The organism is Phaeodactylibacter xiamenensis, from assembly GCF_000759025.1.
Lineage (GTDB): Bacteria > Bacteroidota > Bacteroidia > Chitinophagales > Saprospiraceae > Phaeodactylibacter > Phaeodactylibacter xiamenensis.
In genome coordinates this window covers 144,016-168,395 of the sequence record NZ_JPOS01000035.1, presented here as the reverse complement: position 1 = coordinate 168,395, position 24,380 = coordinate 144,016, and the positions used below count along the sequence as shown (strand labels likewise).

Sequence of the window (24,380 nt, the reverse complement as noted above, 5' to 3'; positions counted from 1 at the left end):
CAACAGTGATTTTTTTCACTTATCTTCACGACGGCGGGAAAAAGGGCAGGCCCAACGTGGTCTAACGGGGTAAATAGACCTAATTACATACTGCATATGAAAATCCTAAGCAGCTTGCTTCTTCTGCTGTTGCCCCTGGCGCACGCCTTTGCCCAACAGCTCTCCCTCACCGGCATGGTTTACGATTCAACGGAACAGGCGCCGCTTGAAGGGGCGTATGTATACCTCACCGATGGCACGAAAGAGTTCAGTGAGACCAGCAATTCAAAAGGGAAATTCCAATTCAGCGGCCTGCAGCCGGGCACCTACGCCCTTTCGGTCACCTACGTAGGCTACCAGAGCTACTCGGATACCATTGAACTTCAGGAAGACTTTGACCTGGGGGTACTGCAAATTACCCAAATCGCCCTCAATCTGGACGAGGTGGAAATCACGGGCAAAGCCCCCCTCGCCACCCAATCCGGCGATACCACGCAGTACAGCTCCAACGCCTACAAGGTCAATCCTGATGCCAGCGCCGAGGACCTCATCCGCAAAATGCCGGGGGTGCTGTTTGAGAATGGCAAGGCACAGGCACAGGGCGAGGAGATCAGGCAGGTCCTCGTGGATGGCAAGCCTTTCTTTGGCGATGACCCCAGTGCAGCTCTCCGCAATCTGCCAGCTGAGGTGATCGACAAAATCCAGGTTTTTGACCAGCAGAGCGAGCAGGACCGGTTTAGCGGATTCAACAGCGGGGAGACCACCAAAGCCATCAACATCATCACCAAGCCCGGCAAGCGGCAAGGGGAGTTTGGGAAGCTCTATGCAGGCATTGGCGAAGAAGGCCTATACCGGGCCGGGGGCAACGTCAACATCTTCAAAGGCGACGCCCGACTGTCCATCATCGGGCAGACCAACAACATCAATCAGCAAAATTTTGCCGGAGAAGACCTCTCGGGCCTTTTCGGCAGCTCGGGCAGTCAGCGCGGCAGGGGGAGAGGCCGGCGGGGCGGAGGCGGAGGCACCGACCCCAGCGATTTCCTGGTGAATACCCAGAACGGCATTGCCACTACTCACGCCTTTGGGCTGAACTATGCCGACAAATGGGGCGACAAAGTGGAAACCAACGCCAGCTACTTTTTCAATCAAACCGATAACAACGCACGGTCGTCTATTTTCCAGGATTTCCTAAGCGACCGCCTGCTGGGGCAAACCTACAGCGAGGACAACCTGGCGGATACCCGGACCATCAACCACCGGCTGAACGCACAGATAGAATATGAAATCGACCCTAAAAACACCATCAGTATACGCCCCCGCCTCAGCTTGCAGCAAAGTGAAGGGCAGGAACAAACCTTAGGGCAAACCCGGCTGCAAAACCTGCTGCTCAGCAGCACCGACTTTGGCCTGCAGACGGATCTAAACGCCCTGAGTTTTTCAAATGACCTCAACTACCGCCACCGGTTTGCTAAACGGGGCCGGACCGTCTCCCTCAATGTCGGTACCAACTACAATCAGCAGGATGGCGAGCGTTTCCTGGCTTCTGAGAACCGCTTCCTGCAAGACTCTGCCTTCACCGAAAACCTTGATCAGTTTGCCGGGCTGAACGAAACGGGGTGGACACACAGTGCGGGTATCCGCTACAGCGACCCCCTTGGCGAGAAGGCTCAGCTGCAATTGGGCGCCGAAGCCAGCCAGCAAAACACCGATGGCAATCAGGAAACCTTTGACCGGGCAGCAGATGGTGAATTTTCTGACCTCAACCCGCTGCTGTCCAATACCTTTGAGACTACCTACCGGACACAGGAGGGCAGCGTAGGGCTGCGGTTCCGTGATAAGGAGCTGATTTTCAATGGGCGGATTGTGGCGCAGTGGGCACAGTTGAGCGGCGATCAGGTTTTTCCGGCTCCTGAAGCTATCGACCGGCGCTTTTTTAACTTCCTGCCGCGGCTCTTTATGCGTTACCAGTTTTCCAAGGATGCCAACCTGAGAGCCGGTTACTTTGGGCGGACGGCACCACCTTCTCTCCGCCAACTGCAAGAGGTGATCGATAACAGCAACCCGCTCCAACTGTCTACCGGTAATGCGGACCTCAGGCAGGACTATACCCACCGGGTATTTGCCCGCTATTCCAGGACGAATACCGACAAGGCTTCGGTGTTTTACGTGTTGCTTTCCGCGCAGTACACGCAGCACTACATCGGCAACAGTACCTTCACTGCAGATCGCGACTTGCTGATCCGGCCCGGTATCTTCCTGCAGCGGGGCGCACAACTCCGGCAACCGGTCAACCTCGATGGTTATTGGAATGCCCGGGCTTTTACCACCTATGGCTTTCCGCTTTCGGCCATCAAATCTAACCTCAACTTTAGCGTTGGAGGTACCTTTCAGCGGATTCCGGGCCTCATCAATGACAACCTGAACTACGCCAACAATATCGGCTCTTCCCTCAATGCCACCCTGAGCAGCAATATCAGCGAACGGGTGGACTTTACGCTGTCTTCCCAGACCAGCTACAACCGGGTGCGCAACAGCCTGAATACGGCCCTTGACAACAACTTCCTCAATCAGTCCACCCGGCTAGGGGCTAACTTCCTGATCGGTAACGGCTGGGTAGTACGCAGCAGCGTGAACCATCAGCTGTTTGACGGGCTGTCGGAGGGCTTCAACCAAAATTTCTGGCTGTGGAATGCGGAGGCGGGCAAAAAATTCCTGGACGACAAGGCTGAAATCAGCCTCAGCGTTTTTGATCTCCTGGGGCAAAACAACAGCATCAGCCGGAATGTCACAGATGTGTTTATTGAGGATGTGCAAACGGAGGTACTGCAGCGGTATGTGATGCTGAACTTTACGTACAATATCCGGCACTTTGGTAAAAAGAAGTAGGGAGTCATGGGCGGTACATTCCGTACCTACGGCACGGACTCCCGGCCTGGTCGCTGGGTTACCTGCATTGCGTACCTCACGGCACGCTTTGTGCCATAACAATTGGGTACAAAACAGAAAGTAATACTGCAGCTCTACGGGCCACACGAAGTGAACTTCGAGTATCAATGCCGTGGCGAACGAATTGGCGAATTTCACTTTCGCCCCAAGTAGCTGTGTGTCTAAGACTATGTTGGGAATTCGCTTTTGGAGCGAATGCAGTCAAATTTTATTCTGAACAAGGCGCGATGAAGGAGCCTAGCCAAAGCTAAGCGACTGAAGAGCAACGAAGTGCAGGATGAAATTTGGCAAATACAGCCCAAAGGGTGAAATCCCAACATAGTCTAAGCGGCTATGGCTGTCGAAACGCCGGTAGCCATAACTGTCCACGGTTGGCTCTGAATCAAACTTTCCTATCCATTTGCGATGGTTGCTGGGGTAGAGCTTCCCGCTCTGCTCCAGCTCATCCACGAATGCTGCCAGGCTATTCAAGTAGTGCACTTTGATATGCGCGCGCACGCTTGCAGTATGAATGAGAATTAGTAAAAAGTAGGTAGCTTTGACGCGTAAGGGGTCGCGCAACAATAAGTTGCCTAGAATAGACGAAGTTATTTTGTGCGATAACAAGGCAAAAAACGTAACCATAGTGGGGCTACGGTGTCCCGGTGTAACCGGGATTAACGCAGTTAGCGTGCAAAAAAACGAGTCAAAATAGGTAAGTTATTGTTTCGCGACCCCTAAAAAACCAAAACCGTGAAACAGACCTGCCCAAATTGTAATTCTGTCTTTGACTGCCAGGTGGAAAACGCCGCTGCTTGCTGGTGCCATAAGCTGCCCGCTATTGCGCCCATCGAAGCAGCACGCTGCCTTTGCCCTGCCTGCCTCAAAGCGCAGGTACAGGAGCAAATTGAGCAGTTTGTGGCGGACTTCAAAGCCGGCAAAAGGTACAATACTGCACCAGATTACAAAAGGCCCGGCAGGCCTGTAGAGGGCATCGATTACTATATGGAAAACGGGATGTTCGTGATGACGAGCTGGTCTCACCTCAAGCGGGGGTACTGCTGTGGGAGCGGGTGCCGGCATTGCCCGTATCCGAAGGGGTGATTCTAACCACTTCTCCTCTACGATAGAATGAAGGCCAACCTGTCTTTTTAGCGCCATGGACATTGAAAAACTGCTCCAAACAAGCTCGTATTTCAGGTTTGCCACGCTTCTAAGCGGTTTTTTTGAGTTTCAAAATACCGTCTGAACCCCTTGCTATTGTAGGGAAAGATGTTATGCAAGTGAGGTGTTATAGTCATAAAAGATCGCTTAATATTGTTACTGTCATCATCGGTCAAAAGATAAACCTTGCTCATCATGTCAGACCAGGTATATGCGAGCCCTAATGATTGGGTTTGGATAAGTATGAGATTGCTCAATTCAAAATAAGGATTTTCAAAGGCTACCACTTGATGCTTTGAGTGAGTGATGTAGTTCTTTAGTTCTTTCACTGCACTTAGTAGCGAATTAAGCAATCGCTTTTTGATGTTTTGGTTTTGAAAAAGCCCTAGTGCATCTACATGATGGATTTTGTGGACGACTTTTTCAAATAATTGAAGAGGGAGTACTAAGGTCTTTTTTGCACTTGAGATTGCAGGCGAACCGAGCAGGTCGAAATGGCTGGCATCAAAGCTAAAGCTTGTAAACGGTACTTGTTCCAGTGATGTATTTTTAAGCGTGAGCTGCTGAAAATATTGCTCGAATGCCTGTAGTGGTTTAGTATGGAATAAGAATGGTGGTAGTGAAGAGCATATTATGGTCATCTCTATTTCATCATCCTTTTCAATGTGTTGAAATATTTCTTCCAATAATTTTAGGCTGCTGTCCGTGTCGGAATTAATGTAACCATGGTCCATTGAAATATTGTGACTGGAAAGCAACCTGCAACCCTCGTCAAAGGTAATGGATGACCTACCATTGACACGGTAGTAAACTGGGGTTTTCGAAAGACCTGCGCTTTCCATATAGTGTTTTGGAAAATGCTTATTCTGAAGAGAATATAGTTTTTCGAGTAGCTCAAATAGCTTTCTTTGGTTGGGGTAGTGTTGTTTTTTCATATACAAAGAGATTTGAGAGCTTGTTTGGTGCTTGCGCCTATTGCAAATCAGGAGTTTATGAACTCCGAAGAAATGCGGGGCGGGCTCTATCGTCGTATTATTTGACACGCCAAAAAAGACTTAGTCAGAACCAAAACTCCTTGGTATTCAAAGCAAATACGCTACCATCAAGCCCTAAATAGCGGGAATCTATTATTTAATTGAAAAATTGCTAAGGCAACAGTCATTATTATGACAATTAAAAACAAGCCCAGTTCTAAAAATTAGGAATATTTTATTCATTTATCTAAAAATAAGGCTTATATATAGTTCTCCAAGGCAGGACTTGTGCAAAGTTGACGCAGGTATTTTTTTCGCTCGCAAGGCGAAAAACGCAGGCATCCGTACGGACGGCGAGGCTTTTCAACGCAGCGAGCGGAAAAAAGAGCAAGTCAAAATGCATTAATCTCGCCTTGGAGAACTATATATAGTAAACATCGTCGAATCAGACGGTACATTGTCTAACGAGAAAATATTCTTGCGATGAAATATAACTTCATCATATTCACTTTTTCCTCATTATTGCTAGCCTTTACTGGCTGCAAAGATGAAGTACCAGTCACCCCCGATTGCCCAAGATGTTGGGACAGAGATATGATCTGTGCGGACGCAGAATGCGATTGCCCGGAAGAAAGCATTGAAACCTGGCTGGAATTAAGGACTTCTTTTATAAGCAATGAACTTGAAGCCCGGAAATTCTGCATTATGCCGTCATCTAAGACCTTTGTCGCTTATGTAGAGCCGTTTGTATGCATAGATACTTTTGGGCTGACTTTTGTGGAGGAGCCATGGACGGCTTCTCCTAATGAAGTCGGGGTACCTACAGGTACTTCTTTAGTCTCCGAAATCCCAGACGATGCAGAGTATAGTCTTACCAGACAAGTACTATATATCCCCCCAATGACGCCCGATAGCTTGAAAGAGATTCATATACATCTTTTGCAGCCAACAAGAGGAGAGTTAGGGGAATCTGTTTGTAGAGATTGGACAGAAGACGGTAACATAGCAGGATATACCAGAATGATATATAAAGGGTTAATGGTTCATCCAGATACAATCAAAGGGAGAATAGAATTTATGGGAAATGCTTCAGGTGGCACTTTATCCTATTTGGCTGATGAAGTCATAGAGCCTGTCGACTTGATACGCACCATTCCTTACGAGGAGTAAAGATCACAACATGAAAGAGGAGCACTTTTGAAAAGAGGGCTCTTCTTTCATTTTTCCCAGAAGGGATTAGAAGCCTGTTGGAGGGGTGGGGAGTGCCCGTGCCACCGCTATTTATGCTGGTCAGGGTGCAACAATTGCTCCGTAGTGTACAGGTCTACCACTAATTTATTAATGATGTCCTTTAGCTTGCCAGTATTCTCTCCCAGCCAGTTTTTCAAGCCTTTGTCCTTAACGGATAATTCTATGGTTATGATCTCTTCTTTCGGCTGCTCCTCTTCAACGACTTGCCTGGAAACCAAGAGTCCTCTCAGGCTTTTGTAATTACCTTCCCATTCTACCTCATCGAAATCAGCATCATAAGCAACTTCAGCATCATCATACCTGATATTCTCCTGCGAAACAGAAAAACCATTTTCCACCAGTTGCAATGCTTCCCTGAGGCTCAATCTTTTGCTGTTCAAATCAGACAATACAATATTGTCGACTGATTCACCACGATTGATGAGGTCAAACACTTCATCTGTTTTCATTATCTTCATGCTCAGTGTCCGCTTTAAATGAATTCCTAATATACTCTTTTATTTCGCTCTTACGGGCTTGCCTAGCCGAAATTATCCGGATCGTAGTGTCTCTGATTGTGAACACTATAGCAACAATAAAAAGTTTCAATGTTTTACCGATTGCAAGCCAGCGCTCTTCGTTTTCTACCCTTTTCGCCTGATCTACTATTGCATTATTATCCATGAATACCTCTTTGGCTTGATCGAAATCAATTCCATGTTTTTCTTTATTTGATGCTGATTTATCCGGGTCCCAACTGAATTTCATTTTTAACGGCTATTTGCATCAAAGGTACTGTTACTGTAATTAATGATCAATATGAAGAAGCCTTGAAATCAATTCAATCTCAAATGTGAGTTTATAATTTCCCAACCGCCCAATCCAGCGCCTGCTGGTAGTCTTCCAGAAACTCCTCCAGCCGCTTGCGCCGGTACTGCATTACCCAACGCGGGTGTGGCAGGGGCTTTAGCACTTCGAAAAAGCCATGCTTTTCATTGAGGGGCTCAAAGTACTTCCAGTTTTTGCCTACGCCCATGACGAGGGCGACTTTGTTGGTTACACCCAGATCAAGCTGCGATTGGATGTTGTGAATGATGTGGGGCTCTACGGCCCGTTCCAGTTTCTTATCATCGTAGAAGTTGTAGTTTTTGCCATCGCGGGTGAAGCCGAGGGGGCAGAGGGAGGTGATGTAGAAATGCTCGTAGAAGGCTTCCGCACCGCCCCAGTTGTCGATGAAACGGTAAACGAAGTCGGAAGACAGCTCCGGTTTTTTGTGAAAGGCGTTTGGGATACCGCAGACTTCTTCCAGGCGGATGGGGTCGGTAAAGGGCACTCCGGTGACACCGGCTCCAAAACGACCCGGATTGATGCCAAAGATGGCAATGCGCGGGCGGTCATCACCGTAGTACTTGCCGTAAAATTGCTCCATAGCATTCCAGGTCTCTTTGCCATCGAAGGGATAAAGCAGGTCGGCATGCGGTGGCAGTTCCCAGTTGGGCTGCAGGGAACGGTTGAATTGCAGGATGCGCTGAGCGATGGACATAAGAATGGATTTGGATGAGCGAAAGTTAGCCTTTCCGCTCAAGAGCGCCAAATACTTCCTAGAGCTCAAGCTCAATGCCCAGTACCTCATCAACGAGGACATCATTGCTGCCAAAAATATTACTGTCGTTCCGGTGGTGGTACACATAAATGGACCGCAAATCCGGTACCACCAGCCAATACGATTTCACCCCTGCATTCAGATAACGTTCGAGCTTGATGACCAACTCCTGTATGGGCTGCTGACCAGATAGAATCTCGATAGCCCCTACGGGAATTTCCGCGATGTTGGTTTCATTATACGTCAGGTCGAGCTGACCTTTTTCAAAAAGCGCCAGGTCTGGCACATTTTTTTCTTCTCCAAACAGGATATTGAGCTCCGGCAGTACTTCAAACCGGTCACGGTAGGCTAATTTGATTAAAAATAACAGTTGCTGCTGTATGAAGGCATGAAATTTATCGGGTAGTGGCTTATTCCTTTCTTGCTCATAAATAAGCTGTGGCTGCAAAGTCTCCATTTACGTCTCCTTTCAATTGACTGTCAAGTTACAATGATTTCAGTGTTTTAGCAAGTGTCCAATTGCTCACAGAGAGGCATATCAAGCAGACCGTAAATCAGCAAAGCCGCCCCCGGAACTCCGGAAGCGGCTCTGCTCAATTGATACACTTCAGCCACGCCTACTCCTCGCCAAAGGCCAGATTGACGATGCGCTGCTGCTGCTGATCGTGGACTTCCTTGAAGCCAGTTGCAGTAGAAGCGCTCGCTTTGCGGGCGATGTGCTTCAGCTCGGTATTCACCACCACTTCCTTAGCCAGGAAGATGGAGTGGATGTACTGCCAGGCCCCCATATTGGAAGGCTCTTCCTGTACCCAGTACGGCTCTGCGTTGGGGTAGCGGTCGAAGATGGCCTGCAGTTGCTGATCGGGCAGCGGGTAGAGCTGCTCCAGGCGAACGATAGCCACATCCTTGCGGTCATCTTCGCGCTGCTTTTGCATCAGATCGTAATAGATTTTACCACTGCACAGCAACAACCGCTTGACCTTCTTGCCACTGCGTGGGCCGATGAAGGGGTCGTCAATCAATTCCTGGAAACTATTCCCGGACTCGAACTCGCTGATATCTGACACACACTCGGGGTGGCGGAGCAGCGATTTAGGCGACATTACCACCAAAGGCTTGCGGAACGGGCGTGCAAGCTGACGGCGCAGCAGGTGGAAAAAGTTCGCCGGCTTGGTCACGTTCGCCACCGTCATGTTGAATTCAGCACAAGCCTGCAGGAAACGCTCCAGTCGGGCACTTGAGTGCTCAGGCCCCTGCCCTTCGTATCCATGAGGCAGCAACATAACCAAACCGCTCATTCGCCGCCACTTGCTCTCGGCAGCGGAGATATACTGATCGACGATGGTTTGGGCACCGTTGTAGAAGTCGCCAAACTGCGCCTCCCAGAGGACCAGATTGTCAGGGGAAGCCAGGGAGTAGCCATACTCAAAGCCCAGCACGGCAAACTCAGATAGCAGGGAGTTGAAGATACGGAATTTCCCCTGCCCTTCCTGAATACCATCCAGGCGGTTGATGGGCTCATACGTCTTCGCATCATAAGCCACAGCGTGCCGGTGGGAGAAGGTGCCCCGGCGGACATCCTGACCGCTCATGCGCACATCTTTACCCTCCATGAGAATACTGCCATAAGCGAGGAGTTCGCCCATCGCCCAGTCCAGTTTGTTCTCTTCCAGCAATTTGTTTTTGCCTTTCATCAGGCGCTTCACTTTGCTTAGTGGTGTGAAGCCATCCGGGAAGGAGGTCAGGTGCTTAATCAGTTTATCGACAGCCTCGCGGTCTATGCCGGTATCAGGTGACTCCCGGTAGTCTTCGGGCGTCGTTGTTTTCTTTAGCTCCCGCCAGGCCTGCTCCGGCTCCTGATATTCGTAGGGCAGTGGATTTTCACGGACTTCGTCCAGGCGCTCCTGCAGCAGTTTCCAGAAGGAGTCTTCCATTTCCTCAGCCAATTCCTTATCGACATCACCGCGTTCAACCAACCGCCTGTTGTACACTTCCCGGGGATCCGGGTGATTATTGATGATGTCGTACATCTCAGGCTGCGTAAACTTGGGATCATCGCCCTCGTTGTGCCCGTGTTTACGGTAGCACACCATATCGATAAAGACATCGTTGTTGAACTTCTGCCGGTATTCGATCGCAAACTCTGTGGCAAACAGCACCGCTTCAGGGTCATCACCATTGACATGGAAAACCGGGGCCTGTACCACATTGGCTACACCCGTACTATAGGTAGAAGAACGGGCATCATCAAAGTCAGTGGTAAAGCCAATTTGGTTATTGATCACGAAGTGGATGGTACCGCCGGTGTAGTAGCCCGCCAGTTTGCTCATCTGTACGGTTTCATAGGTCACCCCCTGCCCTGCCAGTGCCGCATCGCCGTGGATGAGGATGGGCAGGATTTGGTCATAATCGCTATTGTACAAAATATCGGCCTTGGCACGCGCAAAGCCTTCCACTACCGGGTCGACAGACTCCAGGTGAGAAGGGTTAGGGACCAGCTTCAGGTGTACGTTTTTGCCGGAAGGCGTCTCTACCTGCGAGGAGAAGCCGAGGTGGTACTTCACATCGCCATCGCCAAAGCTGAGGTCCGGCACGGCCGTGCCTTCAAATTCGTTAAAAATCTGAGCGTAAGTCTTGCCCATGATGTTGGCCAGCACATTCAGGCGCCCCCGGTGGGCCATCCCGATCAGGACTTCCTGAACGCCGAGTTCGGCACCTTTATTAATCAGGCCATCCAATGCAACGATGGTATTCTCACCACCTTCCAAAGAGAAACGCTTCTGCCCGATGTATTTGGTGTGGAGGAATTTTTCAAAAACCACTGCCCCATTCAATTTCTCGAGAATGCGTCGTTTTTGATCATTACCGAAGCCATAGCTTGTGTCCGGCTCTAAACCTTCCATTTTAGTGCGTATCCAGCGGCGCTTTTCGCGGTCCTGAATGTGGTGGTATTCAATACCAATATTACCGCAGTACACCTTACGCATGTGGTCGATGATCTGCTGCAGGGTAGCCTTGCCGATGCCCACTTCCCGGCCCGCTTCGAAGGAAAGCTGACGGTCTTCTTCAGAGAGGCCGAAGTCTTCCAGGTTCAGGTTCGGTTGCCGGTCGCGGCGCTTCCGGATTGGGTTGGTGGTAGACAATAAATGCCCGCGGTTGCGGAAGGCCTTGATCAGGGCGAGCACCTTGAACTCTTTGTCAAGGGCCTCAGAAGAAGCAGCGGTAGCACCCTCTGCATGGCCATTGGTTGCGGTGCCCGCATAGTCAAAGCCACGGAAGAAGGCACGCCAGGTTTCCTCCACCTGATCAGGGTCCTGCAGGTACTGTTGGTACATCGAATCAATGTACGATGGGTGAGCATTAGCTATAAATGAGAAATCGTTCATTACTTGCTATGGTTACGGATTATGTTTTTTGTTCGAAAACACGCGGCAGCAGGTATCGTTCGCCGGATACGCAACTGCCTATGCATAAATTTGCCCCAAAAGACGGAGAAAAAAAATAAATGATACAATTTTGATTCGCTAAAATTTTCTAAACAACTGACCAGAGGGAGGTTGTGTGAAAATTTTGGTGAATCCTAAAGAAAATTGTACCATTTATTTCCGTCAAGCTACTAAGTAAAGAGGGCTTTTAAACAAAAGCAAGCCCGGGCGCTATTATTTGCCCTTGACTTGCTTTATTTTGAATAATTATGGCTTATTGGGCTAGTTGTACCCGGTGCCGAATATTACACCACGGGCACCGCACTGTGACTGCGCAATGCCACCCACACCAAAGGTCACTTCCATGTAGAAGCCAATCCGGAAGGGTCGTGTTTCCTCATAAGTATCGTAGTTGGTGTAGAAGGTGGGGTAGTTTTCTGCCTGCCCCTCGGCTGACATCAGGTCCGTAAAGGCGTACTCTGCCCGTATTCCGGTTTTGACGGTCAGCACCTTATTAGCGGTCACAAAACCGCCCACTCCAAAGCACCCTGACCAATAGCGGTCGGTGTACTTACCCGAAACATCTGACCAGTCTGTCCCGAAGGATTGCTGCGCACCACGCAGATAAGTAGCCTTGCCCCCGAGTTCTGCGAAAGCGCCGTTGCTCCGGAAAAAACGGTACAACAGGTAGGCATCGATGCTTTCCCACTCCATATTTACAGTACGGTTGCCGGCTGCCCCCCGGTAAGTCATGGAGTGACTGTACGTAGCGCCCAGCATTTCAAAAGTCAGCCCGTGGTAATCGCCAAAATTCAGGTTGGCCACTCCGCCCAGAGACGTGGCAAAGCCTAGCGAGCTGTCATGTTCTGAGTCGCCATTGATATTCGCATTAGCCAGCCCGGTCATACCCATCATACCTTTGGCGCCTAATTCCAGCCATACCTGTGCCTGTGTGAGGTTAATGGCAGCGAAAAACAACACCGGCAGCAGCAGTAATTTTTTTCTCATGGTGTAATTCTTGTTTTTTGATCTTCCTCTTAATTTTGGCTGCTAAAGATACCACTATGATTTGGAATGCCACGCGCTTTGCGGTTCATTGTTTGGCAATACCGGCTCCACTACCAAAGTAAAGCTACCGGCATAATAAAATCAGAGGTAAGCTTTAAAATCTTAAAAAGAAGCTTTAAATTTGCGTCTCTTTTTTGGAAAAGCATGTAAATATCATAAAGTAATGGCTAATCACCAATCATCAAAGAAGCGCATGCGGCAGGAAGCTAAGCGCCGTGTACACAATCGCTACTACAAGAAGACCACCCGGACTTCTATCCGTCAGCTCCGTGAAATGAAGGAGAAAGCAGAAGCGGAGAAGTTCCTGCCTAAGGTCATCAGCATGGTAGACCGCTTGGCGAAGCGCGGTACCTGGCACGCTAACAAGGCTTCTAACCTGAAAAGCAAGCTGACTCGCCACGTCGCGAGCCTGTAAATTCATACCAGGATAATCGATCCTGAAAAGTGTATCTTTCCGTCAGAGAGGGGTACACTTTTTTGTGTTGCTGCCTCGTCACGCCTCTACCTGATCGTCTATGGCTCCGTTTTACATCACGCTTCATCGCGGCGCTTTAGCGCTCTTGCTGGCCTGGATAGCCGCTGCGCTGGCAGTAGGCCTTGGCGGGGACTTCCCGCTCAACGACGACTGGCAGTACGCCTACCCCGTTAAGCAATGGGTCGAAACGGGGCAACTCTCAATTAAGGCTCGTTTTTCTCCGAATATCCTGACGCAAGTGGCCTGGGGCGCGCTGTTTTGCAAACTGGGCGGGGGCTTTAGTTTTGAATGCCTGCGGTGGTCTACCTGGGCGGCAGCGGGGCTGGGCGGGCTGGGGTTCTTCCGGTTGCTCCGGTTGCTCAGTGTTTCCGTAAGCATGGCTACTGTGGGCACCGCTGTTTTGCTTTTCAGCCCATTGTATTTTCACCTTTCTTTTTCCTTTATGACCGATGTGCCTTTTCTGGCCCTGGTTATCTGGGCCGCCTGGGCAGGCCTTAGGTTTCAGCAGAGCAGGCAGATCCGGTGGCTGCTTCTTTTTGTAGTTTTAAGCCTGCTGGCCTACCTCAACCGGCAACCGGGCATCTTACTCTTCCCGGCTATGGGGGGCTGGTACCTGCTGCAACAGCGCGGTGGAATGCGGGGATGGCTTTGGGCGGGGCTATCCGCAGCGGTGGCTGCAAGCGCCTACTTGCTTTTGGAAAATACAGTAAAACCCTGGTTAGGCATCAGCGAAAACTACCTGCCGGTCTCGGCGCAGCTACTGCAGCAACTTTGGGAGGCGCCGGAGGGAGTACTCGCACAGCTGGGCCGGCAAAGCTTTAAGTCATGGGTCTACCTCGGGGCGTTCTGCCTGCCGTTGCTCCCCTTTCTTTGGTCTCGTGTGCGGGCTGCCGGCGTACTCCGGCTTTGGCCGCTGACCGGGATACTAGTAGCGAATGCAGGCTTGCTCATCGCGCAGCATTATGCCGGCCATGTTTTTCCGTACGGTGGTAACATCCTGTACAACTGGGGGCTTGGCCCGGAGCTGTTGGGCGATGTATACACTTTTCAGCTCCGCAATACGCCACAGTTGCCAACATGGACGATGTATACGTTGGGCTACATCAGTCAGCTGTCAGCCAGCCTGCTGACCTGGGTGGGCCTGAGTGCCTTGCGTGAGCTGAATCAAAAACAGCAGGATTTCTTCCTTTTTCTGCTGCTGCTCAATCTGGCTAATTTCCTGGCTATGTCGGTCACCGGTTTTTTCGATCGGTATATGCTGCTGAGCGTGGCTTCGGCTATCCTGTTTTTGGCAACCCTTGCCCCAAAGCCACAGGTATGGTTTAAAGGAGCAGTCCTCTTTATATTTGCGCTCTTCAGCATGCTGGCTACCCATGACTATCTTGCCTGGAACCGCGCCCGGGCACAGGCTTTTGAATGGCTGCAGCGCAATGATATCCGCATGCAGCGGGTGGATGCTGGTTATGAGTACAATGGCTGGCATCATTACCACCCGGCACGCAAAGGGCAGCCCGGTAAATCCTGGTGGTGGGTGGATGATGATGAGTGGATGATCGCCTTCGGCCCAAGGCCCGGCTACGCTATGCAGGCTGGCTTTACTTACCAACGGTGGCTGTGGGGCGGCTGCCCGGACAGGGTCTGGGTACTGCGCAGGGAGCCTTGACCACGATTTGCCGTGTTCTGGAAGTAGATGAAAAATACCTTGAGAAAGTACGCGGACAGCTAAAGCATAAAGAACAGAATGGTCAGTAGCGCGTTTAACCATTTACCCTTTCCTTCCATGCAACCGGGTAAAAACGAACCTATGCCTGCCAAAGCTACGATTAACAAGCTATTCCTGATCGACGGCATTGGTGCCATCATCACCGCTCTCCTGCTCAGTCAGGTGCTTGCCCGGTACGAGTCTGTGTTTGGCATGCCTGCCTCCCTTCTCTACATCCTGGCGGGCGTTGCCGCTTGCTTTGCCGTTTACTCCCTCACCTGCTACTGGCGGATCAAAGAAGGCGGAGCCCCCTTTCTGACCGGCATCGCAGTAGCCAATACCCTCTACTGTATTGCTACGCTTGGGATCGTGGCCTACCGCTTCGACACCCTGACCTGGCTGGGCGTGGCTTATTTCATCGGAGAGGTTTTGGTGGTGATGGCCCTCGTGAGTGTAGAGCTTGGAACAGCTCGCAAGGCTTGATGTATACGCTTAACAAAGTGGTTTGCAACATCGGCCCGTGACGAAGCGAAGCTTGTCAGGACAGGCGCAGGCCACTTTCCAGCGTTTATGCCGACACCAAGTCGGTTTGCTGTGGCAAACCACTTTATCGTCGGTATAATACAAGCTTACCTCTCTCATCCATGCCCCTACTCTACTCTATGATTACTTTTTCAAGCTGAAAAAGCTGCCCGTCTTGGCTACGGAACTGCAACACATAAAAGCCGGGAGCTAATCCGGTGGTCGAAAGGTATTGCCCATCGGCGGGTGGTGTGTACGCCTGACGGATACAAAGCCGCCCCATAGCATCCACCAATTCTACGGTATGGTCAGCAGCCATGCCTTCCGGCTTTTCGAGCCACAGTGGCGCACCCTGTCTTACCGGATTGGGGAATACCCGGACTGCCGGCACCACCTTTTCAGAAACCGTACTGCTGAGCAATCCACAGTCCGCTGCAGCACCCACACAATAATCATGAAGGAACACCCCCCAATCAGCAGTACTGGGCAAATAAAGAGCTTCAACAAAAAGACCACCGGAGTATCCAATGCCTTCAATCAGCGATTCTTCAATGCCGTACTGTGAGGTTTGGATGTGAGTCCGGTTAAGCCCCCATACTTCCTCCTGATCGATGGCATCAATGATATATGGGTATTCTATGTCAGGAAAAGTCAAACAATTGCTAATCGTATCTCCAATGCCTTTTGAAAAATCATAGAGTTCAATCTCACTACCAATGGTGCAGAAACCATCCCATGTTTCATCGAATATAATCGTGTAGACCTTGCGGGCAGCAGTATCTTCCCTCAGGGCCCCAAAAAGCCATCGGTCTTCAATAGCGTAGTCGACTGAGAAGGTATCGGGGTACAAATCCAAATAATAAACTTTCTTGTACGCTACCGACTCAATCGTGGTATCCCCCTCAATAGTGTAGCCAAAGGGGGTATAAACATTTCCATTTATCGCAATGATCTGCCAGGTGGCCTGCTCAATGACTAAAGGGGTGTAATCCTGTGCTTTGAGCGAAACTACAGTCACTGCAAGTAGCAGGTGCAACAGGGAGTAAGCGTATGTTGTCTTTTTCATATTTTATGTTTAAATGGTCTGATGATAAACGACAATGTCAATTTAGCTCATGCGGTGCAGGATTCCTAAATGTGCCCTGCGGTAGTAGGTAAGGTAAACTGCAAAACGATTTTTTCTACCGCACCACCACCCGCTCCGCCGCCAAAACCTGACCGTCCGCCACATAGCGGAGGACGTAGGCGCCGGCAGGCAGGCCCCGTACCAGCAGTATGCTGGTCACCTCATCAATGCGGCCGGCGGGGTGCGACTGCAAGATGCGCCCCTGCAGGTCCAGCAATTGCAGGGCAGGGCCCCGGCGGCGGGCAATGCCCGCATCCCGGAGCAGCACATAGAGGTACTCCTGCGCTGGGTTGGGATAGAGGTGGAGCGAAAGAGCCGGGGCAGCAGCCTCCTCCGTACTGACCAGGTGGCAGCCGGGCACAAGGCAGCCTTCTTCATCCACCCGCAGCAGCCAGCCGCGCTGTATGGGCCCGGAAGGCTCATTGCCGTATATGGTCTGCCCGCCCATGAGGTAGCCGCCGCCAGGCATTTCTTTTAGGTCGAATATCTCGTGCGTTTCAAGTACATCAGGGACTTCCAGATATCTTATTTTGCGGTTCCAAAGCTTTTCTCCATCCAGGGACACTTTGGCGAGCCAACCAACGACATCTGCTTCCCCCTCCTCTAATATCGAAATATGCCCGCCTATCACATACCCGCTTCCATCTGCCGGGGCTAGAACCTTATTAAGGTCACTGTAGCCCATTGTCGGGTAAGGCTCATGAAACTCCACTTCCCGCTCCAACTGATGCTGCGGATTGAGCTTGTAGATGTAGGCCGGGCTCCAGTTGATCGCCCCCGAAACCGCATTCACAGAAAACTCTTCGCCTTTGAAGCAGGCGGCAATGACGCTACCGTCCGGCTCTGCGTGGATCGCCATTTGTTCGCTCAGCAGCTCATCAACCGGGCTGAGGTAGTTCCATTGGACGTTGCCGAGGGTGTCGATGGCGTAGATACGGTGTTGGTAAATATAATTTTTTCTGACTTTATTGAAATTTGCACGCAGCCCTCCAATAATAAAGATACTATCTATAGCGCTGGCTGAAACTGGAGCATCCCAATAATCAAAAGCGCCAAAGTTTTTTCGCCATAAAAGCTCCCCATCTGCAGTAAATAGCTGAAGTACGGATTCCGTGTTGTTGACCCCCTGAGGGTTCCGGTCACGGGTAGGCAGCAATATTTTGTTGTCGATTCCAATAACTGGCTCATAGTTTGTTTGAAATGTATTTTCATGAAGCGGAAAAAAATGAAGGAGTTCATTGGTATTCACAATCGATCCTGCTGAATCCAAAAAAATCAATGCCACCCTAAAGCTCGTATCTCTTATCATTGCACTCGTGAGAAACCTTTCTCCGATAGACTTTAAGCCACCTCTCCAGTTTTCAATAACCTGCCCTTCCGGATGGGCAAAAGCTGTATGTTCGACTTCCCCATTCAGGTCCAGCTTAGCAAAAAATAAGCCTGAAGGATAAAAGGGCGGTATAGTATCAGCGGCCAGCCCGGTGATGTAAATGCAGCTGTCTGTAGGGTAGACCCCGTTGATGATAGCCGCAGCATAACCAAAGTAATAGCGCTTATTGAAAGCCTCCTCCTGTGCAGGCAGCAAGGAAGCGCTGCTGAGCAGGAATAGAAATAGCAAAAATCTGAGGTGCATGAGAAGCCAGTTGTTATCTTGAGAATAGCCCTGCCTGCCTGAGACAGGCAAGCAGGGCATTAATACTTTGGTTGCTCAACCTACCGTAAGATAACCAATTTTTGGGTCGCTAAACGACGGTTGGGCAGATGGAGCGTATAAAAGTACAGCCCGGCGGGGTAAGGCCGGCTGTCCCAGGAGGCCGTCGCCTGTCCCTCCACGATGGGCAGCACGGCTATAGTCTGCCCGTTTACGTCTTGTATGCTAAGCTCTGCCTGTTCTGTGCCTTCCGGCAAAGTACACCGGAAGGTGACCGACTGCCGGGCCGGGTTGGGGAATGCCTGTACCTGAGCCGGCACTTTGAGCGCTTTTCTGGTTTCGGGACGGTTGCTGCCCGGTTTGGATAGGGCTTGTAGACCAGTAGGGAGAATGGGCTCGTGGTATTGCCCCGCCCCGTAAAAGGCATTCAGGATGTTCTGGGCGCGGACTCCTGCCCCGGTGCTCCCATAATAAGCGATGTCTTCCAGGGCTTTCAGCTCTGCTTCGCCCAGTTCATGCCACCCTTTGCCCTGACTGATCCGGGCGATATCCACCTCCTTGTGGGTTTTCATCCGTTTCTATTCCTCAAAACGGTCCAGCACCCACATTTCTCCCTCCCAGCCTTCGAAGCCTACGACACCCAGCTCTATCGTGTAGTATAGCCGGGAAAAAGAGGTGACATCCTCCAAAACCACCCCGCTGGTGTAAACGTCTGCGAAAGTCTTGCCCAGAATATCGACTGATGGCAACAAGTCACACATCAAGGGCGACTTGTCGGCTGATATGGATATCGAAGATAAAGCAGTAGAAAGACCATTATTAACTGTTGTGTTTATCAAGCTCGTGACGAACTCATTGGCTCCTCCTTCCGTATAGTTTGCTGATGCAATGGTTTTCAATTGGTAAGTCCGGTCACTTTCGTCCAAATACCAGATGGCAATGTGCTCTGATTCGTAAGTACGGTTGCCGTATGCCTTCTCCTTTTCTTCTTCCAGCCAGTGAATCTGAAGCTTTTTTTCTTCTCCATCGGCATTCTTAAAGACTACTGTGCTGTTTTGCCTGACCAAATCCAACGGCAGGTAATCTCTCACAATGCCGATCGTCAGATTTGCCAGTTCACCGTTGGAGTTGTTCCCAGCAGTATTCACGGTGTCCTTTTCACAAGCGGCAAGCATCAGTATGGCGAGTGCTGCCAGAAGTGTTATCTTTTTCATGTTTTGTGGGTTTTAAATTAGCAAATTAACCAATAGATACGCACTCTGCATTGATGAAGTGACAGCAGGTGCCATCGTCGTAGGAGATTTCCAAGAATGTGAAGTAACAATAACTATAACTTCCTGATGGAGTATTCATCAAAGATACACTTATTGTTTCCGGAGGAGCGCCGTTATTTTCACTTTGAAATATTTCGTCAGGATCCCCAGTAAATGAAGGTACGAATCCAGTGGCATACCATACACCTATCCGATATTCATATTCTACAGGGCGCCTCAACTGACTATAGTTACCACAGTCTGATAAACAATCATAATAATCCTGAAAAGGCAATTCATCACAATAACCTAAACAATGGTGATATGAATTAGGATCATTAGGGAACTCATCTGCACAATCTTCGATACAATCATTTTGTATTTCATCAATAACAGTTTCCGGGGGAATCATGCGCTTACAATCCTCCCGGCAGATGCATCTGTTGCGGTTCTCGCCAACTCCAACCCGGCAAGGTTCACAACTTATCCCGGATATGGATAGCGTCGAATTAGCGCTGTTCAAATTGGCGGTTAAAAGATTAGGGTATACACTGCACTGGGTGTAACCTTTTTGGGAACTGGCCAGCAACACAAGAACTACCCCATGCAAAATCCGCACAAAATCTTTTGGCATGCGAAACGAAGGTAGAGCAAATTCAACAGTGATTTTTTCATACTACATGATATTTTGGTTTGAAAAAGCTACGCTTAACGTTTTCATTCAAAACTGACTTTTTTGCACTTCCGGCGCACCGGTGACGGTATTCAATACAACAACAGCGGCCATCACCATTAGGCATAGAACGGCCAGGTACTAATCTGTACACAGGATACATAACCATCTTTTAATGCCGGACTTGTAGCCGGTTAGCCGTGCAAAAACATGAATAAAAAACCTGGTGCAATTAATCGAAATGAACGGAGCGCCCGAACGGCACAGCGTGCTGCAAGCAACACAAATACTGCGAAAAAACTAATTCCCGTTTTATTATGTGCTTTTATATTTTAGCAATGATCAAATTTACCCCCCCCCGCAATATTTCCAAATTTTTGAGCTTTTTTATCAAAAAAACATTGTAGGAAGCACAAAGCTTGGTGATTCAGGGACGCGGGTTACAATGGGTTTGCTGTGACCGTGCAGAAGGTGCGGGGCTACTGAGCACGGCCCGGGGGAGCGGCTGGTTAACATTTTGTAGGTAGGCTACCTCTGGGCAAGGGCTCCTGTCGGAATCTGGTGGGTTTGATCGAGAAAAGCTGGGGCAGAGCTTCTGGAAAGGCCCTGGGTTAAGCTCCACGCCAGCAACACTTTAAAGAGACAGGGCCAAGCTTACCAACCTTTTTCCTATCTTTGCAAACGAACGTTCATTCGTATCGTTATTCATAGAAAAGACTGAACAGCAATGCCAAAGTTTCATCCCCTGAAGATACGCGAAGTGCGGCCTGAGACCGAAGAATGTGTGTCTATAGCCTTTGAAGTGCCGGAAGCACTGCAGCCGGAGTACGCCTTTCTGCCCGGACAATACCTAACGCTCAAGGCGGAAATCAATGGTGAAGAGGTGCGCCGCTCCTACTCCATCTGCAGTACGCCGGCCGAAGGGCTGCGCGTGGCGGTGAAGAAGGTGCCGGAGGGCCGTTTTTCCACCTATGCCAATGAAACGCTGAAGGCTGGCGATGAGCTGGAGGTGATGACGCCTATGGGCCGCTTTACCGCTGAGCCTGATCAGGCGAAAGCCAAACACTATGTGGCCTTCGCGGCGGGGTCGGGTATTACGCCGGTGATGTCCATTATGAAGACCGTACTGGAGCAGGAGCCGATGAGTACGTTCACCCTCTTTTACGGCAACCGTATGGTGGACAGCATCATCTTCCGGGAAGAAATCGAAGGGCTTAAGAACGAGCACATGGGCCGGCTACGCATCTACCACGTACTCAGCCGCGAGAAACTGGGCAGCCCGCTGCTGAGCGGCCGCATCTCTGCCGATAAGTGCGCTACGATTTGCGATAAACTGATTGATACAGCGGAAGTAGATGACTTCTACCTTTGCGGGCCGCTCCCGATGATCGAGGGCATCCGGGAGGTGCTGGAGCAACACGGCGTGGACCGCAAAAAAATCCACTTCGAGCTCTTCAATACCGGCAACGGAAAAGCGCCCGCCCCCAAAGCCAAAAGCAGTGCAGATCAGCCTAAGGTGGACGCTATGGTCGCCATCACCCTGGACGGCACTACGGTGGAATTCCCACTTGCCTCGGATGCTGAATCCCTGCTGGACGGAGCACTGAAAGCGGGTGCCGACCTGCCCTTTGCCTGTAAAGGCGGAGTATGCAGCACCTGCCGCGCCAAACTGACCGAAGGGGAAGTGGAAATGGACGTCAACTACGCTCTGGAGCCCGATGAGCTGGCTGCCGGCTACATCCTCACCTGTCAGGCCCACCCCAAAACGGACCGGGTCGCTGTGGATTTTGATAGTTAACTTTGCTGCATGACAACGAAGAAGACCAAGAAGGAAATCATTCAGGAAGCCGCTGCCCACTTGTTCCGCGACAAGGGCTACTCGGCCACCTCCATGCGCGATCTGGCTGAAGCAGTCAACCTGAAGGCCTCAAGCCTGTACAACCACATTTCCTCCAAGGAAGAAATCCTGCGCAACATCTGCTTTGATAATGCCCACCGCTTTATCTCAGGTATGGAAGAGGTGGAAAAATCCGGTGCCGATGCGCCCGCACAGGTCCGTGCCCTGTTGTCCCTGCACATCCGGACCGCTATGGAAGACGCCACCTCAGTCACCGCTTTTAACGACGAGTGGCGCCACCTCAATGAGCCCTACCTTTCCGAATTCAAGGCGCTCCGCAAGGACTACGAGCAGCGGTTCCGCAACATCCTCAATACCGGCATGAAGAGCGGCGCCTTCCGGCAAATGGACCCCAACGTCATGCTTTACACCCTCTTCTCCTCCGTGCGCTGGCTCTACGACTGGTTTCAGGAAGGCAAGTCCCGCTCTGCCGAGGCAGTGGAAGCCGAAGTCATAGAACTCCTCATGGGCGGCCTGCATTCTTCATAAAAACATCCCTGCTATGAAGCGCCTCCCGGTATACTTTGCCGCACTCGCCCTCATCCTATCCGGTTGTACCACCACAGACTTCATAACACAGGCAACTCCCACGCCCATTGATACAGTCAGCCCAACAACACCTGATTCCATGATAACCCTGCAAGGTACCATCCAAGGCCCCTCCGGAGCCCCCCTCCTTTTCTGCACCATCGCCGCTTACCAAGACAACACCCTCATCAAAGGTACTGAAGCAGACTTCAACGGCCACTACACCATCAACCTGCCTGCCAATACAGAGCTAACCCTTAAAGCCCTCTACGTTGGCCACGAAACCGCATCCTTCCTACTCCGGCCCCTACCACCCGGTCCCTACCAATTAAACGCCTGCCTCACGCCCAAAAAGCAATTCACCGAAGACCTCTACTGCCCCAGCTACCGAATCCCCCTCATCGATCTAAGCAACACCTCCTCCGGAGTCACCTATCATAGTAGCGACCTCAAACACTCCCCACTCTTCCCTGGCGGCCTCTAGCCCACCCACTGCCCCACTGCCAGACTGCCGACTGCCGACTCCCCCACTGCCCACTGCCGACTACAGAACTGCAAGACTACCCCACTGCCCAGACTGCCCAGACTGCCCACTGCCGACTACCCCACTGCCGACTACCCGACTGCAAGACTACCCCACTGCCCACTACAAAACTGCAAGACTGCCGACTGCCCAACTGCCCACTACAGAACTCCAAGACTGCCCACTGCCGACTACCCCACTGCCCACTACAGAACTCCAAGACTGCCCACTGCCCACTACCCAGACTGCCCCACTCCAAGACTGCCCACTGCCCACTCCCCCACTCCAAGACTCCCCACTGCCCACTACAGAACTGCCAGACTGCCAACCGCCGACTCCCACCCCCCATTCATCGAACTTTTTCCCACCTTCCCCCAAAAAACCCTACATTCGAATTTGTAAAAACAAAGCCACGCCATGAGCTTACGCGAAAACATCACCCTCGCCCTGCGCACCGTCCGGTCCAACTGGCTCCGCGCCATCCTCACCCTGATGATCATTGCCTTCGGGATTATGGCCCTCGTAGGCATCCTCACCGCCATCGACGTAGGTATCAACTCCCTGAGCGACAACCTCTCTAATCTTGGTGCCAATACCTTCGACATTGAGCCCCGTGGAGAAGGCGTGCGGGGACACCGCGGTGGAAGACGCGAAAAGATCGGCGAGCCCATATCCTATGACCAGGCACTGGCTTTCAAAGAAGCGTACGACTTCCCGGCCCGGGTTTCCGTATCCCTGCCCTGCTCTGGCACCGCCACCATCAAACGCGCAGATGAAAAAACGAACCCCAACGTAGGCCTCTTCGGCATTGACGAGAACTACCTCGAATCCAAAGGATTTGAGCTGGCCGCCGGGCGGAACTTCACCTATCTGGAATCTATCCGTGGCGGGTTTATTGCCATTATTGGTTCTGAAATAGTGGACGAACTGTTCAAAGGGCAGCCCGAGAAAGCCGTAGGCCAGTACGTTCACGCCGGCAACATCAAGCTCAAGGTGGTCGGCGCCATGCAGTCGAAAGGATCGAGTATGGGTGGCAATGAAGACCGCCGCGTGCTTATCCCCCTACAGACCGGCAAGCGTTACTACGGCAGCAGCCGCACCAACTACAACCTCATGATCGCTGTAAATGATGCGAATCAGATTGATATAGGAACGGATTATGCTACCGCCGTTTTCCGTAATGTCCGTGGGCTCGAAGCTGCTCAGGACAATGACTTCGAAATCACCAAAAGTGATAGCCTTATCGGCCTAATCCGGGAAAACACCACGTACTTCCGCTGGGCTGCAGTGGGTATCGGGCTGATCACCCTCATCGGCGCTGCTATTGGACTGATGAATATCATGCTGGTTTCAGTGACGGAGCGTACCCGGGAAATTGGTATTTCCAAAGCCATCGGGGCCAAACGAAGCAATATCCTCACCCAGTTCCTGACCGAAGCGGTGACCATTAGCCTCATTGGCGGGCTGATTGGAATATTCCTGGGTGTACTGGCGGGTAATGTCGTAGCCATCATTGCCAGCGGTAGTTTCCTCTTTCCCTGGGCTTGGGTGATTATTGCTATTGTCACCTGCACCGGCGTTGGTCTGCTCTCCGGACTCTACCCGGCGATGAAAGCCAGCCGTTTGGACCCCATCGAATCGCTGCGGTACGAGTAAAAGGCC

At 51.0% G+C, this 24,380-nt stretch carries 24 protein-coding genes; 10 read left to right on the top strand and 14 right to left on the bottom strand.

The window, feature by feature from the left end; all coding sequences use genetic code 11:
* The first annotated feature begins 96 nt into the window (after positions 1–96).
* Positions 97–2,865 carry a TonB-dependent receptor gene (locus tag IX84_RS14340; RefSeq protein WP_044222019.1) on the top strand — a complete coding sequence of 923 codons (2,769 nt, stop codon included), beginning with the start codon at positions 97–99 and terminating at the stop codon, positions 2,863–2,865.
* Between the two features lie 297 nt (positions 2,866–3,162).
* Here the strand turns inward: IX84_RS14340 and IX84_RS14335 are convergent, their stop codons facing one another.
* Positions 3,163–3,396: a hypothetical protein gene (locus tag IX84_RS14335; RefSeq protein WP_152605065.1), complete on the bottom strand. Its 234-nt coding sequence runs from the start codon at positions 3,394–3,396 to the stop codon at positions 3,163–3,165.
* A 261-nt stretch (positions 3,397–3,657) separates the two neighbouring features.
* On the opposite strand from IX84_RS14335, the gene IX84_RS34140 reads away from it, so the two are divergent.
* Positions 3,658–4,008, top strand: coding sequence for a cysteine-rich CWC family protein (locus IX84_RS34140; protein ID WP_072013662.1), 351 nt, complete (start codon positions 3,658–3,660; stop codon positions 4,006–4,008).
* A 92-nt stretch (positions 4,009–4,100) separates the two neighbouring features.
* Here IX84_RS34140 and IX84_RS14325 read toward each other — a convergent pair whose 3' ends face one another.
* On the bottom strand, positions 4,101–5,003 hold the full coding sequence (locus tag IX84_RS14325; RefSeq protein ID WP_044222008.1) for a hypothetical protein: 903 nt from the start codon (positions 5,001–5,003) through the stop codon (positions 4,101–4,103).
* Between the two features lie 522 nt (positions 5,004–5,525).
* Between IX84_RS14325 and IX84_RS14320 the strand changes: the two genes are divergently transcribed.
* A complete protein-coding gene (locus tag IX84_RS14320; protein ID WP_044222004.1) occupies positions 5,526–6,212 on the top strand; it encodes a hypothetical protein in 687 nt (228 codons plus the stop codon).
* Between the two features lie 107 nt (positions 6,213–6,319).
* On the opposite strand, the gene IX84_RS14315 is transcribed toward IX84_RS14320, so the two are convergent.
* The 6 genes from IX84_RS14315 to IX84_RS14290 all read right to left on the bottom strand — a co-directional run bounded on the left by IX84_RS14315 (position 6,320) and on the right by IX84_RS14290 (position 12,308).
* Entirely contained in the window at positions 6,320–6,751 is a 432-nt protein-coding gene (locus IX84_RS14315) for a hypothetical protein (protein WP_152605064.1), read from the bottom strand.
* Positions 6,729–7,040: a BrnT family toxin gene (locus IX84_RS14310; protein ID WP_044221998.1), complete on the bottom strand. Its 312-nt coding sequence runs from the start codon at positions 7,038–7,040 to the stop codon at positions 6,729–6,731. The genes IX84_RS14315 and IX84_RS14310 overlap by 23 nt, the downstream gene beginning before the upstream one ends.
* 91 nt (positions 7,041–7,131) lie before the next feature.
* Entirely contained in the window at positions 7,132–7,815 is a 684-nt protein-coding gene (locus IX84_RS14305; RefSeq protein WP_044221990.1) for a uracil-DNA glycosylase family protein, read from the bottom strand.
* A 58-nt stretch (positions 7,816–7,873) separates the two neighbouring features.
* Positions 7,874–8,332: a Uma2 family endonuclease gene (locus IX84_RS14300; RefSeq protein WP_044221987.1), complete on the bottom strand. Its 459-nt coding sequence runs from the start codon at positions 8,330–8,332 to the stop codon at positions 7,874–7,876.
* A gap of 160 nt (positions 8,333–8,492) precedes the next feature.
* A complete protein-coding gene (locus tag IX84_RS14295; protein WP_044221983.1) occupies positions 8,493–11,261 on the bottom strand; it encodes a 2-oxoglutarate dehydrogenase E1 component in 2,769 nt (922 codons plus the stop codon).
* A 321-nt stretch (positions 11,262–11,582) separates the two neighbouring features.
* Positions 11,583–12,308: a hypothetical protein gene (locus IX84_RS14290; protein ID WP_044221980.1), complete on the bottom strand. Its 726-nt coding sequence runs from the start codon at positions 12,306–12,308 to the stop codon at positions 11,583–11,585.
* A 223-nt stretch (positions 12,309–12,531) separates the two neighbouring features.
* On the opposite strand from IX84_RS14290, the gene rpsT reads away from it, so the two are divergent.
* The 3 genes from rpsT to IX84_RS14275 all read left to right on the top strand — a co-directional run bounded on the left by rpsT (position 12,532) and on the right by IX84_RS14275 (position 15,028).
* Positions 12,532–12,783 (top strand): 30S ribosomal protein S20, encoded by a 252-nt coding sequence (gene rpsT / locus IX84_RS14285; protein WP_044221978.1) that lies wholly within the window; start codon positions 12,532–12,534, stop codon positions 12,781–12,783.
* A gap of 100 nt (positions 12,784–12,883) precedes the next feature.
* Positions 12,884–14,506, top strand: coding sequence for a glycosyltransferase family 39 protein (locus IX84_RS14280; RefSeq protein WP_044221975.1), 1,623 nt, complete (start codon positions 12,884–12,886; stop codon positions 14,504–14,506).
* Positions 14,507–14,647: 141 nt separating this feature from the next.
* Positions 14,648–15,028 carry a hypothetical protein gene (locus IX84_RS14275; protein ID WP_044221971.1) on the top strand — a complete coding sequence of 127 codons (381 nt, stop codon included), beginning with the start codon at positions 14,648–14,650 and terminating at the stop codon, positions 15,026–15,028.
* A gap of 172 nt (positions 15,029–15,200) precedes the next feature.
* Here the strand turns inward: IX84_RS14275 and IX84_RS14270 are convergent, their stop codons facing one another.
* From IX84_RS14270 to IX84_RS32935, 5 genes are all read right to left on the bottom strand, one after another.
* Positions 15,201–16,133: a T9SS type A sorting domain-containing protein gene (locus tag IX84_RS14270; RefSeq protein ID WP_044221969.1), complete on the bottom strand. Its 933-nt coding sequence runs from the start codon at positions 16,131–16,133 to the stop codon at positions 15,201–15,203.
* 115 nt (positions 16,134–16,248) lie between these two features.
* Positions 16,249–17,826, bottom strand: coding sequence for a T9SS type A sorting domain-containing protein (locus IX84_RS14265; RefSeq protein WP_152605063.1), 1,578 nt, complete (start codon positions 17,824–17,826; stop codon positions 16,249–16,251).
* Between the two features lie 80 nt (positions 17,827–17,906).
* Positions 17,907–18,416 carry a T9SS type A sorting domain-containing protein gene (locus tag IX84_RS14260; protein ID WP_044221965.1) on the bottom strand — a complete coding sequence of 170 codons (510 nt, stop codon included), beginning with the start codon at positions 18,414–18,416 and terminating at the stop codon, positions 17,907–17,909.
* Positions 18,417–18,422: 6 nt separating this feature from the next.
* Positions 18,423–19,058, bottom strand: a complete 636-nt coding sequence (locus IX84_RS14255; RefSeq protein ID WP_044221961.1) for a hypothetical protein — start codon at positions 19,056–19,058, stop codon at positions 18,423–18,425.
* Between the two features lie 25 nt (positions 19,059–19,083).
* The gene (locus tag IX84_RS32935) at positions 19,084–19,731 is read right to left on the bottom strand and encodes a hypothetical protein (RefSeq protein ID WP_152605062.1); all 648 of its coding nucleotides are present in this window, start codon (positions 19,729–19,731) and stop codon (positions 19,084–19,086) included.
* 766 nt (positions 19,732–20,497) lie between these two features.
* Here IX84_RS32935 and paaE point away from each other — a divergent pair.
* The 3 genes from paaE to IX84_RS14240 are packed head-to-tail and all read left to right on the top strand — an operon-like array spanning position 20,498 to position 22,679.
* On the top strand, positions 20,498–21,568 hold the full coding sequence (gene paaE / locus IX84_RS14250; RefSeq protein WP_044221960.1) for a 1,2-phenylacetyl-CoA epoxidase subunit PaaE: 1,071 nt from the start codon (positions 20,498–20,500) through the stop codon (positions 21,566–21,568).
* Between the two features lie 9 nt (positions 21,569–21,577).
* Complete coding sequence (locus IX84_RS14245) at positions 21,578–22,156, top strand: TetR/AcrR family transcriptional regulator (RefSeq protein ID WP_044221959.1); 579 nt, start codon at positions 21,578–21,580, stop codon at positions 22,154–22,156.
* Between the two features lie 13 nt (positions 22,157–22,169).
* The gene (locus IX84_RS14240) at positions 22,170–22,679 is read left to right on the top strand and encodes a peptidase associated/transthyretin-like domain-containing protein (protein ID WP_044221958.1); all 510 of its coding nucleotides are present in this window, start codon (positions 22,170–22,172) and stop codon (positions 22,677–22,679) included.
* Between the two features lie 76 nt (positions 22,680–22,755).
* Here IX84_RS14240 and IX84_RS32930 read toward each other — a convergent pair whose 3' ends face one another.
* Complete coding sequence (locus IX84_RS32930; protein WP_044221957.1) at positions 22,756–23,067, bottom strand: hypothetical protein; 312 nt, start codon at positions 23,065–23,067, stop codon at positions 22,756–22,758.
* Positions 23,068–23,135: 68 nt separating this feature from the next.
* Here IX84_RS32930 and IX84_RS14230 point away from each other — a divergent pair, with 68 nt between their 5' ends.
* A complete protein-coding gene (locus IX84_RS14230; RefSeq protein ID WP_044221956.1) occupies positions 23,136–24,374 on the top strand; it encodes an ABC transporter permease in 1,239 nt (412 codons plus the stop codon).
* The last annotated feature ends 6 nt before the right edge of the window (positions 24,375–24,380 follow it).